Below are 16,328 nucleotides of genomic sequence, written 5' to 3'. Positions count from 1 at the left end.
GGGAAACAGCTTATTCATTGGCAAGCCGCGAATGTGTTTTATCACTTCTATTATTTACATATTTCAGTTTAAGTCACTGAATCAGAATATACCCAAGAAAGTTTTTGGTAATTAAAGAGCATATTTACAATCGCATTTGGCTGCGTTTTATAAATATGCTCAAGTTATATCAACCTTCACTACTGCAGATCATGAAGGGGATTACTTTTAGTTTCACTTTTTTGAGCTTTTTTTATACATTAATCCAAGAACAATGAAAACTCATAAGAGTAAACATATAATTATTATTGGAGGGAAACTATACAATGTTAGATATCAATCAAATACAACAAATTATTCCTCACCGTTATCCATTTTTATTAGTGGATCGCATATTAGAGGTTCAAGAAGGTAAAAAAGCGATAGGGATTAAAAATGTGACCATGAATGAACCTTTTTTTGAAGGTCATTTTCCTGATTATCCTGTTATGCCAGGTGTTTTAATTACAGAAGCTTTAGCTCAAGTAGGGGCTGTTGCTATTTTAAAGATGGAAGAAAACAAAGGGAAAATCGGATTCCTAGCGGGTCTGGATAAATTCCGTTTTCGAGGGCAAGTAACACCTGGGGATACACTTCGCCTTGAGGTAGAAATCATTCGTGCTAAGGGAAGTATTGGTAAAGGAAAAGCAACTGCATCTGTAGACGGAAAAACTGTTGCTGAAGGGGAGATTATGTTTGCTATATCCAACCCAGAACCAGCAGATGGAGGGAATAAAGAATGAGTTCAAATCAAGGATTAGAAACAAAGGCAATCAATAATTACCAGTTTTGGTTGCAAGATCCCTTTATTAACGATGAGACAAAAGAGGAGCTGCAAGGGATTAAAAATGATCCTAAGGAAATTGAAGATCGTTTTTATAAAGACTTGGAGTTTGGTACAGGTGGATTAAGAGGTGTGATTGGAGCAGGAACCAATCGCATGAATATATATACAGTTGGAAAGGCGACACAAGGGCTTGCACAATACATATTGGAATCTCAAAAGCCGAATCAAGAAAAATCAGCGGTTATCGCTTATGATTCAAGACATCAATCTCCGGAGTTTGCTTTGGAAGCTGCGTTAGTTTTAGCAGGTAACGGGATTAAAGCTTATTTATATGAGTCTTTGCGTACTACACCTGAGTTGTCCTTTGCAGTGCGTGAATTGAATGCAACAGCAGGTATTGTCATTACAGCCAGTCACAACCCCCCAGAGTATAATGGGTTTAAAGCTTATGGTTCCGACGGGGGTCAGCTTGTACCAGATGATGCTAAAAAAGTCATTCAGCATATTCGACTTATAGATTCCCTTAATCAAGTGAAAAAGGCTTCAAAGGAAGAAGCAGAAAAGGATCAATTATTAGTTTCCATTGGAAAAGAAATAGATGATAAATTTATTAAAGCGATTACCTCTGTAAGTTTAAATTCAGAAACAATCAAACAAATGGCTGATCCACTTAAGGTTGTTTTTACACCCCTTCATGGAACAGGTAATATTCCAGTGAGGGAAGCTCTAAAGGAAATTGGGATTGATGAAGTGCATGTTGTTAAAGAACAAGAGCTGCCTGACCCTAACTTTTCGACAGTAAAATCACCTAATCCGGAGGAGAAGGATGCTTTTGCATTAGCTATTGCGAAAGCGGATGAGATCCAAGCGGATATTATGGTTGGGACAGATCCAGATTGTGATCGCATGGGTGCGGTTGTGAAGAATACACAGGGGGCTTATGAAGTTCTGACTGGTAATCAAGCAGGAGCAATCATGCTAGAATATCTACTTAGCAATTTAAAAGAACAAGGCAATATTCCAGCGAATGGGGTATTGATCAAAACGATTGTTACAAGTGAGTTGGGCGCAAAAATAGCAGGAAGTTACGGTCTAAAAACCCTAAATACATTAACCGGATTTAAATATATCGGTGAGAAAATGTCCCAGTTCGAAAAAACAGGAGAAGCGACCTATGTATTTGGATATGAAGAAAGTTACGGTTATTTAGCAGGTACACATGCTCGTGATAAAGATGCGGTCGTTGCTTCCATGCTAATTTGTGAAGCAGCAGCTTACTACAAATCAAAAGGAAAAACATTGTACGATGTGCTGTTAGAAATTTATGAAAAACAGGGTACGTTTCTTGAGGTATTACATTCACGCACGCTAAAAGGAAAAGCGGGAATGGAACAAATTGGGTCTATTATGAATGGATGGAGAACAAATCCACCTGAAGAATTGATAAGTACGTCTATAACTGAAGTGTTAGATTACGAAAAAGGTTTAGATGGATTGCCAAAAGAAAATGTATTGAAATATAAATTGGCGGACGGTTCTTGGTTCTGTTTAAGACCATCAGGAACTGAGCCTAAAATTAAAATATATGTCGGAGTAAACAGACAATCCAAAGAAGAAGCACAAACGATTTTAGATCAGTTATCAGCAGCGATTATGAACAAAGTAGACGGAAATAAGGGCTAGACAGGGAGATGAGTTCTTTGCTAAAAACACTTACTAACATGAACCCCATCATGAACAAAGCCCTATGGATTCTTGTGGTGATCGGGATGATCGCCGCAATTCCATTGGGCGTGGTTCGTTATACAGCAGAAAATACAGCCAACCAAGTTGAGGTTGTATTAGATTACAACGATGTATTGAAAATAGCACAATATGAGTCTAATCCACAGAGCTTTATTGAAGAACAGTTAACACAAATCAAGGATGCGGGTATTACATCAATTGCTGTGTTTGAAAGCAGTTTGGGAGACTTAGAGTCCATTGGGAGAGTAGAGTTGTTTTCCTCTTATGAGGCTTCATTAGTAGAAGGGATTCAACCTGATCCAAACGAGAATTTTACATATTTATTATTCCCTGATCGATTAACGGATATTAAAATTCGCCCCATTATTGAACAAGCCTTTGCTCAGCTGGAGATCAATGTACGAGATTGGGAGCTTCTTGATCAAAAAGGATTGGTCATTGAGTATCCAAAACAGAAAGCCTTAATAGAACCAATGGACCCTGATCCGATGATCATAGATCAACTAATTAGTGTAGGCTTTCAAATTGTCATCCGATTATCCGATAATCGACCATATGATCCTGAACATATGGAACTATTATTGAAAGAGTTCAGCGAACAAGGTGTCACTAGAATTATTTTTACAGGAAGTGCTGTTACTGGGTATGAAGAACAGGAAAATAAAGCTTCATTAACACATATGTCAGAGCTCATGAACAAATATAACATTGGATTTGCAATCAACGAGTTTTCTGCAAAAGAAAAAGGATTAAATCAATTAGCCTATTTAACAGATTATAACGTTGTTCGTCTTCACTCCTTATTAGATGGGGAATCCGTGTTCGCACCTACTAAAATATCAGATCGATTGCTGCTCGCAGTAACAGATCGAAATATACGTATGCTTTATTTAAATGTAAATATACAAAAAGATGTGATGAAAGCAGAGGTTGTAAATTCACTTGGCAACATATATGAAAGTTTATCTGGAGATAATGGGGCTATAGAACGAATAGAAAACGAAGGTTTTCAAATCGGAATTTCTGAACCTTTTGAATATGAGAACGCAGGTTGGCAAAAATTTGCCAAGCTAATTATGTGGTTTGGAGCAGTAGCACTTATAGCGATTACTTTTTCAAGATTTATACCGATTTTACTAACACCGCTATTCGTGTTTGGCATGATAGGTTCAGCGGGATTATATGTTTTAAACTCCTCGCTCTTATTGCAGGCAGCTGCATTAGGTGCAGCAATAAGTGCACCTACATTAGCTATCATTACTGCTTTTCAAAAAATAAGAGATGAGTCTTTGCAGGTAGTCTCACCAATTAAGTCCACTTTTCTTTTGTTTATCACTGCAACTGGAATTTCGTTAATCGGTGCCTTTTATGTTGTGGGAATGTTGAATGCTGCTACTTACATGGTAGTACTTGAGCAGTTTAGAGGCGTCAGCTTGCTCCACCTTGCTCCGATTGGTCTTGCATTTGTTTATTACGTGTTTTATGGACAAGAAGGCGGATTTCGAAATGTTCTAAAGCAAGTAAAAAAACTATTCATGATGGATTTAAAAGTAGGATATGTGATCGTAGCCGTATTGATTGCAGGAACTGCCTTTTATTATTTAACTAGAACGGGAAATGGTGGACAAGTTTCACAGCTTGAATTGTTCTTTAGATATTTCTTGGAAAATGTATTAGGCGTTAGACCACGCTTGAAAGAATTTGGATTAGGCCATCCAATGTTGTTATTAGGATTGTTTTTAGCTTTAAAATATAGAAAAGGATTGTTCTTGCTTATCATAGGCGTAATTGGACAATTATCTATTATAGATACATTTGCTCATTTACACACACCAATGGTGATATCAAGCATTCGTGTTTTATACGGTTTGATTTTTGGAATTATGATCGGACTGATAATGATTGCTGTATGGGAAATGCTAGTTAGGAGTTGGAAAAAGTGGAGTCCACTGTTAGAAGACTAGTCATCTCAGGTTATTATGGTTTTAATAATAGTGGGGATGAAGCGGTATTGTTATCGATTTTAACAGCTTTAAAAGATCAAGCCTCACAAACAAATATACAAATTGAACCTGTTGTATTGTCAGTTGATCCAATCCAAACATCTCAGATGTATGGTGTACAAGCAGTACATCGCATGAAACCAAAAGAAGTGTACACGGCTATTCAAAAAAGCGATGGTGTCATTAGTGGTGGAGGAAGTTTACTGCAGGATGTGACGAGTAATAAAACGATTCCCTATTATTTAGGGATTCTTAAACTAGCACAATGGTTGGGGAAACCGACCTTTATTTATGCACAAGGAATTGGACCGATAAATAAACCATTGTTTCACAAAATGGTGAGGAATGTTTTCAAGCATTGTGATTATATTTCTGTTCGGGATGCCGCATCCTTTGACCTTTTAAAACAAATGGGCTTGGAACAGGATGCAATAAATCAAGTTCCAGATCCTGTGATGGGACTCTCTTTGAGAGAAGAAGATTCTCATGCAAAAGAAAATCAAGGTTTAAACTCACAAAACTCATCTTCTATGCCAAAAACGATTGGTGTATCTGTTCGTTTTTGGAATGAGGATCGATCGGATTTAAATAAAATTGCAGTGGCATTGAAGCTGCTTAGAGAAAAAGAAAATGTAATATTGAAAATGCTGCCTTTCCATATGCCTCATGATCAAGAAGCGACTCAATATATCCTTCAGCAAATGGGTATTTCTACAAAGGAATTACCCGAGGATATTCAAATTGTATATGGAGACAGCCCAAAGAAAATGTTGGAAGAGGTAAGTACGTGTGATGTATTAATTGGTATGAGATTGCACTCCTTAATCTATGCAGCAAATCAACACGTACCTGTGGTTGGCATTTCTTATGATCCTAAGATTGATCATTTTTTAGCACAGTTGAAGATGAAATCAGCTGGCAGTACAGATCAGCTGGATGTAGATAAAGTCATTGATAATGTAAGAAACCTTATGATAGAATGTGAAGGTTGGTTATTAGAAAAAAAACCTCTAATTAACAAATTAAAGGAAATGTCCCAAAAACCAGCGCAACATATTGGCAACTTTTACGTATATAAAGATGGTGAGTGAAATGAATGAACCTCAAACAAAATTTCCTTCTGTAAAAATGTATGGGATTAACGTATCCAAGATGAATATGAAAGAAACTGTACAATATTTAACAGAAGCTGTTCAGCATAAAGAAACACATCAAGTAATTACAGCGAATCCGATTATGTTCATGGCTGCGTTGAATGATGCATCTTTTGCAAAAGCGATGCAAAGTGCTGAATTGGTTGTACCAGATGGTACCGGATTAGTGTGGGCGGCGGATTACGTTGGTCATCCAGTAAAGGAAAGAGTTCCAGGATTTGACTTAATGTTTGATTTATTAAAGGTTGCAAATGAAAAAAGTTGGAAAGTGTATTTGTTAGGCACGACTGCTGAGGCGATTCAGGAAAGTGCAACGAAGTTGAAAAAACAATATCCCAATATTGATTTCGTAAAAGCTCGTGATGGGTTTTTTACGGAAAAAGAAGATATGGATGTGGTTGAGGATATTCGTAAACTTTCACCTGATCTTTTATTTATTGCTAGATCTGTTGAAACACAGGAACCTTGGATCTATAAATATAAACGAGAGTTGAATATTCCTGTGATGATGGGTGTAGGCGGAACTTTTGATATTATTGCTGGCAAGCTTAAACGTGCACCAAAATGGATGCAGAAGTTAAGGCTTGAATGGTTTTATCGTTTGCTACAACAGCCCTCACGGTATAAAAGAATGTTGGATTTACCTAAATTTGTGTTTAGAGTAAGAAGAGATAAAGATATCATTATAGAAAAAAAATAGTGATTACATTTATTTGGATAAGAGAGAGAGGAGGAAATACCAACTTATGATTTTAGTTTTTGCTGCAGCTTTGGTTATTGCTATCATATTATCGTTTGTGATGACACCTTTTGTACGAAAGTTTGCAATTTTAGTTGGAGCAGTAGATAAACCTAATCATCGAAAGGTACATACATCATTAATGCCGCGTTTAGGTGGTTTGTCTATATATCTCGCTTTTGTGATGACCTTGGGAATGATGTTGCCTATTTTAATAAAAATGGGCGTGGATGTACAGTATAATGCAGTTTTTGCAATTTTAATCGGAGGGTCTATCATCGTTTTGGTTGGCGCCTTGGATGACAGAGTAGAGTTATCTCCAAAAATTAAACTTTTAGGTCAAATTATTGCGGCTTGTATCGTAGTTTTTGTTTTTGATTTAAAAGTATCATTCCTTACATTGCCATTTGGAGATGCGTACAACGTGAACGGTATGCTTAGTACGTTTATTACTTTGTTTTGGATTATTGGTGTAACGAATGCGATTAATTTAATTGATGGATTAGACGGATTAGCAGCAGGGGTTTCAGCGATAGCGACGGCTACTTTATTAGTATTGTCCATCATGATGGGGAATGTGACAGTTATCATATTAAGCTGTTTATTGTTAGGTAGTATTCTAGGATTTTTATACTTTAATTTTCATCCTGCTAAAATCTTCATGGGAGATTCAGGGGCGTTGTTTTTAGGTTTTGTGTTGGCAACTCTTTCCATATTAGGATTTAAGCAAGCAGCAATTGTTTCCTTTGTTGTACCGTTGTTAATTCTAGGTGTACCTTTATCTGATACATTCTTTGCAATCGTACGAAGAATTGTGAAGAAAGCACCGATTTCTATGGCAGACAAAAGCCATCTGCATCACTGTTTGCTGCAAATGGGTCTAACACATCGACAAACTGTACTTGCCATTTATGCAATAGCAACGACGTTTGGTTTCAGTGCAATCGTTTTATCGCAAGGTGTATTATGGGTTCTTATATTAACAGCAATTGTAACGATTCTATTAACAATGCTTGCACGAAAATTGGGTCTAATTCAACAAAGAGAAAGAACCATGTTTCGCTCAGTGTTGAATATGACTACTCAGCTTCTAGGATTTAAATCCTAGAGAGAATGTTTACAAGAAGTATCTATTCATTTAAAGGTATAGGTTTTTGGCTTTACCAAGCCAATTCCATACCTTTTTTCTTTTTCACCAATGGAATATGTTTGCTTTTAATAAGTGACTTTTGCGGGGTATGCAAGTGGAATGTTTAAAATCAAACATATTCCATCATTATTTTACTTTTTTCACTAAATTTTTTAATTGATTTATCCGATATACATAGTATCTGTGTGTTTTGCCACACGTAAATTGTACGAGCTACTTTAAAGGAGAGAGAAACCCAGATGAAATCATTCAAACGTCCATTAAGTGTGATCATGATTTTTGCCATGTTGCTTGCATTGCTTCCACCACTCGGAAGTACGTCTTTTGCAGCAGTCAATTTAGAGATTCAAGGTTACCCAATATCAGCCGAAAGACCAGCAAATCCCTATTCAACGATACAAGAGTTAATTGAACTGAGAGTAGGTTACACTCAAATTGATGATGCGGACTTATCTGATTTATATTATGTCATTGAAGAAGTGAATACAGGTGTATTTAATGAAGTGAAAAACAATCCTCCTGAAATAGATGGAGTAGGATTTGTTAAATTCACAGATGTTCAATTATATGAAGGTTTAAATAAAATCACGGTTAAACTTGATTCAGGAACAAACCCGCAATCCTTACCTGCATGGGTGAACTATACAGAGATTACAACGATAAACGAATTGACAATAGATGAAAGACAGTTCATCAATGGGATGATTGTTCCATTAGAGAATCCATCTACTGATGACAATACGATTTTTATTGAAGGGATTGCACCTAATGCTACTTCCCTTTTAGGTTATACAACGTTAGATCCATTAGGAGTTTATGCTAGTTTTTTCCGTTCTGGAACAGGTCAATTCTCATTTTCCGCTGGGGAGGATGAAAGTGAAGATTTACATTTAAGACCAGGGGATAATGAATTAAAGATTCTAGCTTCAAGTGCGGATACTACATATAACACAAAACGAACTTTTGTATACAATAATGGGGACAACTTCGTATATAACACAGAGGTTTTTGCGAATACAAACTTGGATACGCCAACTGAATCGATGCTGTTCAAACAGCCTACATTTAGTGCAAGCAATGGTCAAGGTGGTTATGAAATTGATTTCGTGACTGATGTCAAGATAAATAGGAACGAAGAAGAGCCTACGCATAGTACTTTGAAAGTAGAGGTAGAAGGGACAGGTACGTCTTATGATGTGATTTTCAGTGTTGATGAGGATGGAACGTCTAGTTATTCCATTGGAGGGGTAGTTACGGGTATCCAAGATGAAGATATTGAGATTGAAGAGGAATACTACCTCATTAATGATATAAGTATTTCTGGAATTGCCATTAATCCAGGTGATACTGAACAAACACTAACTGTATCATTTCTACCAAGTCAAACTGGATATTCACAAAATACGCTTGATTTTGATTTTTATTTTATAAATGAAACACAACCATTTGTCAAAGAAGTATATGAAACCATTTCTTCCACAAAGTTATTTAGTGGAATAGAAATTACGGTTTTAACTGAAACTTTATTGTTAGATGTTGTTACCGAACAAGATGCAGATGGTGTCAAAGTATATAGTGTAGATTCTTTTGGAGATGAAACTTTTTTAGCAAGTTCTTCAACTAAAAATACAGAGGATGATTATGGAACAGATACCATTACATACATTGTAACCTTAGATAAAGATGATTTGCCTGAAGGTAGAAGCACTTTGAAATTTGTACCGTACAAAGATGATAACGGGGATCAAACAGATTTCGAAGTGGGGGCTAAGGAATTTGAAATTAATTATAATCCTTCTCCATATGTATATTTAACAAATATCTCAAAAGCTCAAGATTTTGATTCGGCTAATGAACCAAGTGGAATTGAACCAGATGGTGATACTTTTACGGGTCCAGTTTTTCAAATTAAACCAGTGAATATTCCTCCAAGTCAGTGGGATGATATTAGAGTGATATTTAATGATCAAGTAGATAAAATTAGAGACACAGATCATTATGAAGTAAATAGTATTTTTGAAGAATTTCGTTTTTATTTTGGCAATAATAATACTGACAAACATGATCGTGAAGACTGGGCGCTGCAAAATGGATTAAATGAATTAATCATTGAAATATATCCACAAGGTACCTTAGGTTCTGATGGTGATCCTGGTGCTGCAGAGCCGATCTCCTCTTTTAAATATGAAATGTTTTATTACACTTCTGAATTGCCTGAGGTTCTACTATTGGAAGTAGAGAGTGAATTTTTAGAAGATCATCATTATGTACAGGAAAGTGATTATAGATACTATACTCAGGAGACTGAGCTTCAATTTATAACATCTGTAGCAAGTGCTAATGAAGTAGAATTTAGGTTTAGCGGAATTAATGAAGACGGAGAATACGAACAGAAGAGAGTGCTCTATGAATGGGATGACACCCATGAGGATTTTGACATGATGAGTTTAAGTGTTTATGAAGATAAATACGGCAAAGAGGAAGATCTTGATTATGATTATGATGATTTTATAGATGATGTGGAAGAAGATTCTGCTCCGAGTGGTTCTTTAAGTGGGTGGGCTACGTTTACTTCTGAAGAATTAGATCTTGAAGGCACTGGAACTTTTGCGGTAGAAATTATTGCAAGAAATACAAGCAATCACTTAATAAATACAAGAACCATTGAAATTGGGAGAGACCCGGCAACTTTTGTAGTTCACTACCCTACCATTGATCCTGTAACAAAAACAGGTTTTGTAAATGGAAATTATACAAGAATTTATGTAGAAGCTGAAAATGCAGATAAAATTATTTATGATAGGAAAGAAGAAGTGACTTCTACGGAAGAAATAGAGATCGATAATAACGAACTTGATTTATTCGTATTTGAAATTAGTGATTTGAAAAAAGGCGACAACAAAATTAAGTTCACTGTAGTTAGAGGGACACAAGAAGACGAAGTGGAAATTATTTTGATTAATGCAGATACACCTGTACCAGGTGCGGAATATAAAGAAAGTATTTCTAAAACAAAAATAGATGCATTTGACAAAGCGATTGAATTATCTTTTCCTAAAGGAACGATTTTGCTGCAAAACAATGCATCAGACGGTGGAGTACAGGTATTATCTCCAACAAGGGATATCTTATTAGCTATTGCTGATTCAACGGATGGTAGAGTAAACAAAACATTACATCCATTCTCTGGAGAAAACTCTAGGTTTGATTCAGTGAGTGATAATTTTATTAGAATATTTGACGATCCTGCAGAGAGATACAGAGCAATTAGTGATTTGTATTGGGTTGATGGAGGAATTGTATCTTCTATAGAAGATCAAGAGGAAATATTATATGGAAGCGGTATGTATCCATATGAAAGAGATCAAGAGTTTTATGATAGAGATGTATCAGAAATAGACGAACAATATGTTCCTTCCAATCCTGGTGAATTAACTTTGAAGTATGATCCAAATGTAGTGGACTCTGCATGGAGATATGTGACAGTATACCATTATGGTTACAATGTAGATTATATGGATAATGAGTCATATGAATGGGTTAATCTTGGAGGAGAAGTTGACGAGAAGAAAAACACAATCACAGTTCCATTTACTGAATTTGGTTACTATGTTGTGATGTACATGAACGAGTCTTTTGATGATGTAATTGGTCATCCTTGGGCTAAAAATTATCTAGATACTTTGTATTCAAAAGGAATTATGACTAACAGGGCTTCAAGCACGCAGCTATTTGAGCCTGATGAACCAATCAGTCGAGGTGAATTTACATCCTTAATTGTAAAGGCATTTGATCTTCCGTTAAATTATGCAGGCCCTGAAAGTGATCGAACGTTTTCAGATGTAAGGAAACGAACCTCTTCCTCGGATGGCTTGTATGAATACAAATATATTGAAACTGCAGCGAGAGCCGGGATTGTACGAGGTAAGATTGATGATCAGTTTTTACCTGACCTCAATTTAACTCGTGAAGATGCTTCCACAATAATTGCACGAGCAGCGAATCTAAGGTTAGATACGAATGAAAGTAAAGTAAACACCGCTTTGAATAAAGTGTTTGTTGATGCAGAAGATATAAACAGCTATGCTAGGGCATCTGTTTTAGGTGTATATAAAGAAGAGATCATTCAAGGTAAACAAGTAATCTCTGATTCAAATGCCAATGAAACGTATTATTTTGATCCTCAAGCTAATATGACGCGAGCAGAGGCAGCAGCCATCGTTATGCGTATTTTATTAAACGAAAAGAAAATACCGAATTTATAATTCAATATAATTATTATGGTTTCAAAAAAGCAGAGCACTTATTCATAGTGCTTTGCTTTTATTTATATTCTTGCAATTCCAGTATGTGGGAGCGAGTGATGTTGTTCACATTTTAGGGCAGAAATGAAGTAAATATGTTTCTAAGAATGACGTTATGGTTCATCAATATGCTAGAACTAGCATTATATATGGATTTTAGTATGAGGTGGTTTTTTTTGCTGTTTTATTGGAAAATCTTTATCAATGACTTCATGAATAATTTAAGATATACTAAGTCCTGTAGCCGATTGATAGACGCAAATACACACCAATTGATATACTAAATCGCATAACACGATATATCAACTAGTATTCGTATCAATCGTTTTTCTACCTAACTTTAATAATTAAGCTCATACTCTGGAAAGGAGGTGAATCGTGAATGAGGAAAACGAGCTCACATGATTCAATATCTCAAGACAGTAATTTGAATAACCACACAAAAAAACAACATCCAGGAGGAGACATAAAGGTTATGAAAAAAAGTTTATCATTATTAGTTGCAATCGCAATGGTGTTCTCAATGTTCGCATCTGTGGCATCAGCTGAGGAAATGACAACTGAAGAAAAGTTTAATGAATTAAAAGAATTAGAAATTTTTGATGGATATGAAGATGGATTGCCTCACTTAGAAGACAATATGACTCGTGAGCAAGCTGCAAAAATTATCGCTTTAGTATTTTTACTTGACTTAGATGAGTCAGCTGAATCTACATTTTCTGATGTAGCTTCTGATCGCTGGTCTACTAAGTACATCGAAGCAGCAGTAGATGCTGGTATTATCGATGGTATGGGTGACGGTACTTTTGATCCAACTGCTAACGTAACAATTGAGCAATTTGTTAAAATGTTAGCTGAAGGTTATGCATTCTTCACAGGTACTACTTTAGATGAAGAAGCTACAGTGGACACTGAAAACATCAGTGCTTGGGCACAACATTATGTTGCTGCTGCATTAGAGCAAGGTTTAGTAGCTGAGCAAGAAGATTACACTGTTGATGCTGATCGTTATATCTTAGTTGAAGGTGCTTATACAACTCATAACAACGTACAAGCATTTATCGATCAAAACGCTGAGTTAAACGTTCGTTCTGTAACATCTGACAACTTACGTGAAATCACAGTTGAATTTAACGCTCAATTAGACGAAGAAACAGCTGAAGATGCTGGTAACTATGATCTTTCAGATTCTGCTGACGTAGATAAAGCTGAAGTTCAAGAAGATGGTTCTACAGTAGTATTAACAGTTTCTGATGTAGAAAACCAAACAACTTATACACTTGAAATTGATGGTGTAATGAGCGTTGGTGGAAGCACATTAGCTGACTACTCTACAGAAATCAACGTATTTGATGCAGATTTACCAGAAGTTGAAGGTATCGAGTTTACAGGTCCTGAATCTTTCGTAGTAACTTTCACTGAGCCAGTTCAAACAGCTGACAAAGAAAATGTAACTGTTAAAGAAGGTTCTAAGAGCTTATCTGTAAAAAGTGCAGTAGTAGATGAGAATAATGAAAATGAAGTAAATGTCGAACTTTACTCTAAGTTTGACGATGGTGACGATTATGAAGTTTCTATTAACAACGTGAAAGACTTTGCTGGATATTCAAACGTAAGTTATAAAGAAACTCACACTTATGAAGAAAACACTGATGCTCCAACTGCAACAGTTGTAGATGCTGACCAACAAGTTGTTGAAGTAGAATTTGATAAGCCAGTATCTGGATTATCAGTAAACCACTTCTTCCACACTTATTCTTCTTGGGAAGCAGCAGGTATTTACACTGACTCTGCATTACAAAATGCTGTAACAGCAGACGATAAAGTAACAACTGTATTTGTAAAATTTGATGAAGATCATGCTTTACCATCTGGTGACGTTGAGTTCACAATCATGGGTGACTATGATGGTGATGAAATCACTGATAACTGGGGTAACGTATTTGAAGAAACAACTTATGTATTAAACGTATCTGTAGATCGTGAAGCTCCAACTGTAACAGGTGTTGAAGTTGAATCTGGAACTGAAATCGAAGTTACTTTCAGTGAAGCAATTGGTAACTTAGAAGATGGAACTTATACTTTATTAGATGAAGATGGCGAAGAAGCTGACGTTAAAATCACTGTAGCACCTGCAACTGATAAAGAATCTGTAACATTAGAACTTGACGAAGATCAACAAGGTAACTCTTTCGTATTAGAAATTTCTGATCTTGTAGATGATACTTTATATGAGAACGAAATGGAAAAATACTCAACAGAATTAACAATTGATGATTCTAGCTTTGCTGGATTAAATCGAGTAGAAATTAATGATGATATGTTATATGTAATCTTTGATGAAGAAGTAACTGATTCTGCTCTTGATATTGACAACTACCGTTATGGTAATGAAAAATTTGAAGGTGAATTAGAGTTCTTTGGAAATGATAAAACAGTTGCTATCGAATTAACTGATGCAGAAGTTACTGCAATTACTACTGCTATGGCAACACAAGATGGAATTAAATTATATGCATCAAACATTGTAGATGTAAACGGAAATGAATTAGATGAGTTCCAAATTTCTGCAACAATTACTGAGCCTGTAGGTGCAGTAGCGGAAGATATTGAAATGATAAGCAAAAATGAAATCACAGTTCAATTCAACCAAGAATTAACTGATGTTGAACAAGAAGATTTCACAGTAATCCAAGGTGACGTAATCGTAATCGATGGTGTTGAAATTGATTATAACGATGATGGTACTTTAGTAACGCTTACTCTTGAAAATGATATCGTTGGTACAACAGGTGAAGGTGTAACAGTAGCATTTGTTGATGCTGATGAAGATGCTTCAACTGCAAATGCATTTGGTAAAGCTCCAGTAGCATTTGACGGAAGTGATGCAGAACACCCAGTAAGAACTGTAGCAGATGCTATCGCACCAGAAATTGCTGTTGATGCAGAGGAAGTAGAACAAATCACTGTAGATGGAAATAACGTAGTAATTGAGTTCACGGAATTAATTGATGATAGTTCAGTAAACAAACGTGACTTCACTATTGATGGAGAACAACCAACTAATGCGTATGTTGTAGATGAGAATACAGTAGTATTAGTAGCTTCAGAAGATACTGAAGATCTATATGGTGAAATTACTATCGCTGAAGATATTCTTGAAGATGAAGAAGGCAACAAATTTGAAGGGGCAGACGATGTAGCTGCTATCCCAGCAAATTAATTCATCATTAAATAAATACTTTGAAATGATTAAAGACCTCGTGTTTAACAACGCGGGGTTTTTTTATATATTGATATTTTTTTTTTTTTTTTTTTAAGTATCGCAACTTTTTTAAAACTTATGCGTTTAACTACTAGTACATTGTTTTATACATAATCTACAAAATAATTAAATTACCAAAAAATATCTTTACGACAAGACACCACCCATGTATAATATTTAGAGTGGCGAACTTGTCTAGTATTATTTGCTAGTTTCTGTAACTATATGTTACGGACATTAAATATAAGACAATGACAGCTCAACTCTAGGAAGGGGGTGAATCGAGATGAGAGAAAAGAGCTCAAATGATTCAATAACTCAATCTAGTAAAACTAAACAAACAAACGTATTCCGAGGAGGAGAAACAAAGGTTATGAAAAAGAGTTTATCTATATTATTAGCATTTGCTATGGTATTCTCAGTTTTCGCTTCTGCAGTAGCAGCTGAAGAAGCTATGACAGCTGAGGAGAAATTTGAAGCATTGAAAGACAAAGATATTTTTAGTGGGTATGATGATGGTCTTCCGCATTTAGAAGACAATATGACTCGTGAGCAAGCAGCAAAAATTATTGCACTTGTTTTTGAACTTGATTTAGACGCTCCAGCAACAGCATCATTTTCTGATGTAGCTGCTGATCGTTGGTCTTATGAGTATGTAGAAGCAGCTGTAGCAGCTGGAATCATCGAAGGAATGGGTGACGGTACTTTTGCTCCAACAGCAAATGTAACTGTTGAGCAATTCGCTAAGTTAATAGCAGTTGGTTATGCAGAATTGACTGACATGGAAATCGACATGGAAGCAACTGTAGATAGCGAAAATGTAAGTGCTTGGGCGCAGCCATATGTAGCATTTGCTTTAGAAGCAGGTTTAATCGCTGAGCAAGACGATTACACTGTTGATGCTACTCGTACAGTTTTAGTTGAAGGTGCTTATGTTGCTAACGAAAAAGCAGAAGAATTAGCTGAAGCAGCTAAAGAACTTTCTGTGAAATCAGTTAGTGCTACTAACCTAGTTGAAGTTGTTGTTGAATTCAACACAGCTCTTGACGCAGAAACAGCTGAAGATGAAGGTAACTATGATCTTTCAGATTATAAAGATGTAGATGGTGCAGAACTTCAAGAAGATGGTAAAACAGTTGTTTTATCTGTTGAAGAATTGAAA

General features: G+C 35.9%; 9 protein-coding genes. All 9 read left to right on the top strand.

The features are described 5' to 3' along the window. The first annotated feature begins 305 nt into the window (after positions 1–305). On the top strand, positions 306–761 hold the full coding sequence (gene fabZ, locus Q5Y73_RS10995; RefSeq protein WP_305991951.1) for a 3-hydroxyacyl-ACP dehydratase FabZ: 456 nt from the start codon (positions 306–308) through the stop codon (positions 759–761). Then, on the top strand, positions 758–2,488 hold the full coding sequence (locus tag Q5Y73_RS10990; protein ID WP_305991950.1) for a phospho-sugar mutase: 1,731 nt from the start codon (positions 758–760) through the stop codon (positions 2,486–2,488). The genes fabZ and Q5Y73_RS10990 overlap by 4 nt, the downstream gene beginning before the upstream one ends. A 17-nt stretch (positions 2,489–2,505) precedes the next feature. After that, positions 2,506–4,515, top strand: coding sequence for a DUF5693 family protein (locus Q5Y73_RS10985; protein ID WP_305991949.1), 2,010 nt, complete (start codon positions 2,506–2,508; stop codon positions 4,513–4,515). Next, complete coding sequence (csaB, locus tag Q5Y73_RS10980) at positions 4,491–5,645, top strand: polysaccharide pyruvyl transferase CsaB (protein WP_305991948.1); 1,155 nt, start codon at positions 4,491–4,493, stop codon at positions 5,643–5,645. The genes Q5Y73_RS10985 and csaB overlap by 25 nt, the downstream gene beginning before the upstream one ends. A gap of 1 nt (position 5,646) precedes the next feature. Beyond that, positions 5,647–6,408: a WecB/TagA/CpsF family glycosyltransferase gene (locus Q5Y73_RS10975; protein WP_305991947.1), complete on the top strand. Its 762-nt coding sequence runs from the start codon at positions 5,647–5,649 to the stop codon at positions 6,406–6,408. Between the two features lie 46 nt (positions 6,409–6,454). Further along, complete coding sequence (locus Q5Y73_RS10970) at positions 6,455–7,555, top strand: MraY family glycosyltransferase (RefSeq protein WP_305991946.1); 1,101 nt, start codon at positions 6,455–6,457, stop codon at positions 7,553–7,555. Between the two features lie 281 nt (positions 7,556–7,836). Continuing rightward, on the top strand, positions 7,837–11,862 hold the full coding sequence (locus Q5Y73_RS10965; RefSeq protein WP_305991945.1) for an S-layer homology domain-containing protein: 4,026 nt from the start codon (positions 7,837–7,839) through the stop codon (positions 11,860–11,862). Positions 11,863–12,283: 421 nt separating this feature from the next. Continuing rightward, positions 12,284–15,124 carry an S-layer homology domain-containing protein gene (locus Q5Y73_RS10960; RefSeq protein ID WP_305991944.1) on the top strand — a complete coding sequence of 947 codons (2,841 nt, stop codon included), beginning with the start codon at positions 12,284–12,286 and terminating at the stop codon, positions 15,122–15,124. 328 nt (positions 15,125–15,452) lie between these two features. Then, positions 15,453–16,328, top strand: an 876-nt coding sequence (locus Q5Y73_RS10955; RefSeq protein WP_305991943.1) for an S-layer homology domain-containing protein, incomplete at its 3' end; no start/stop codon positions are given.

This window comes from Chengkuizengella axinellae, assembly GCF_030730905.1.
Lineage (GTDB): Bacteria > Bacillota > Bacilli > Paenibacillales > KCTC-33759 > Chengkuizengella > Chengkuizengella axinellae.
The sequence above is the reverse complement of the archived record's forward strand: the minus strand, read 5'-3'. Positions and strand labels throughout refer to the sequence as shown.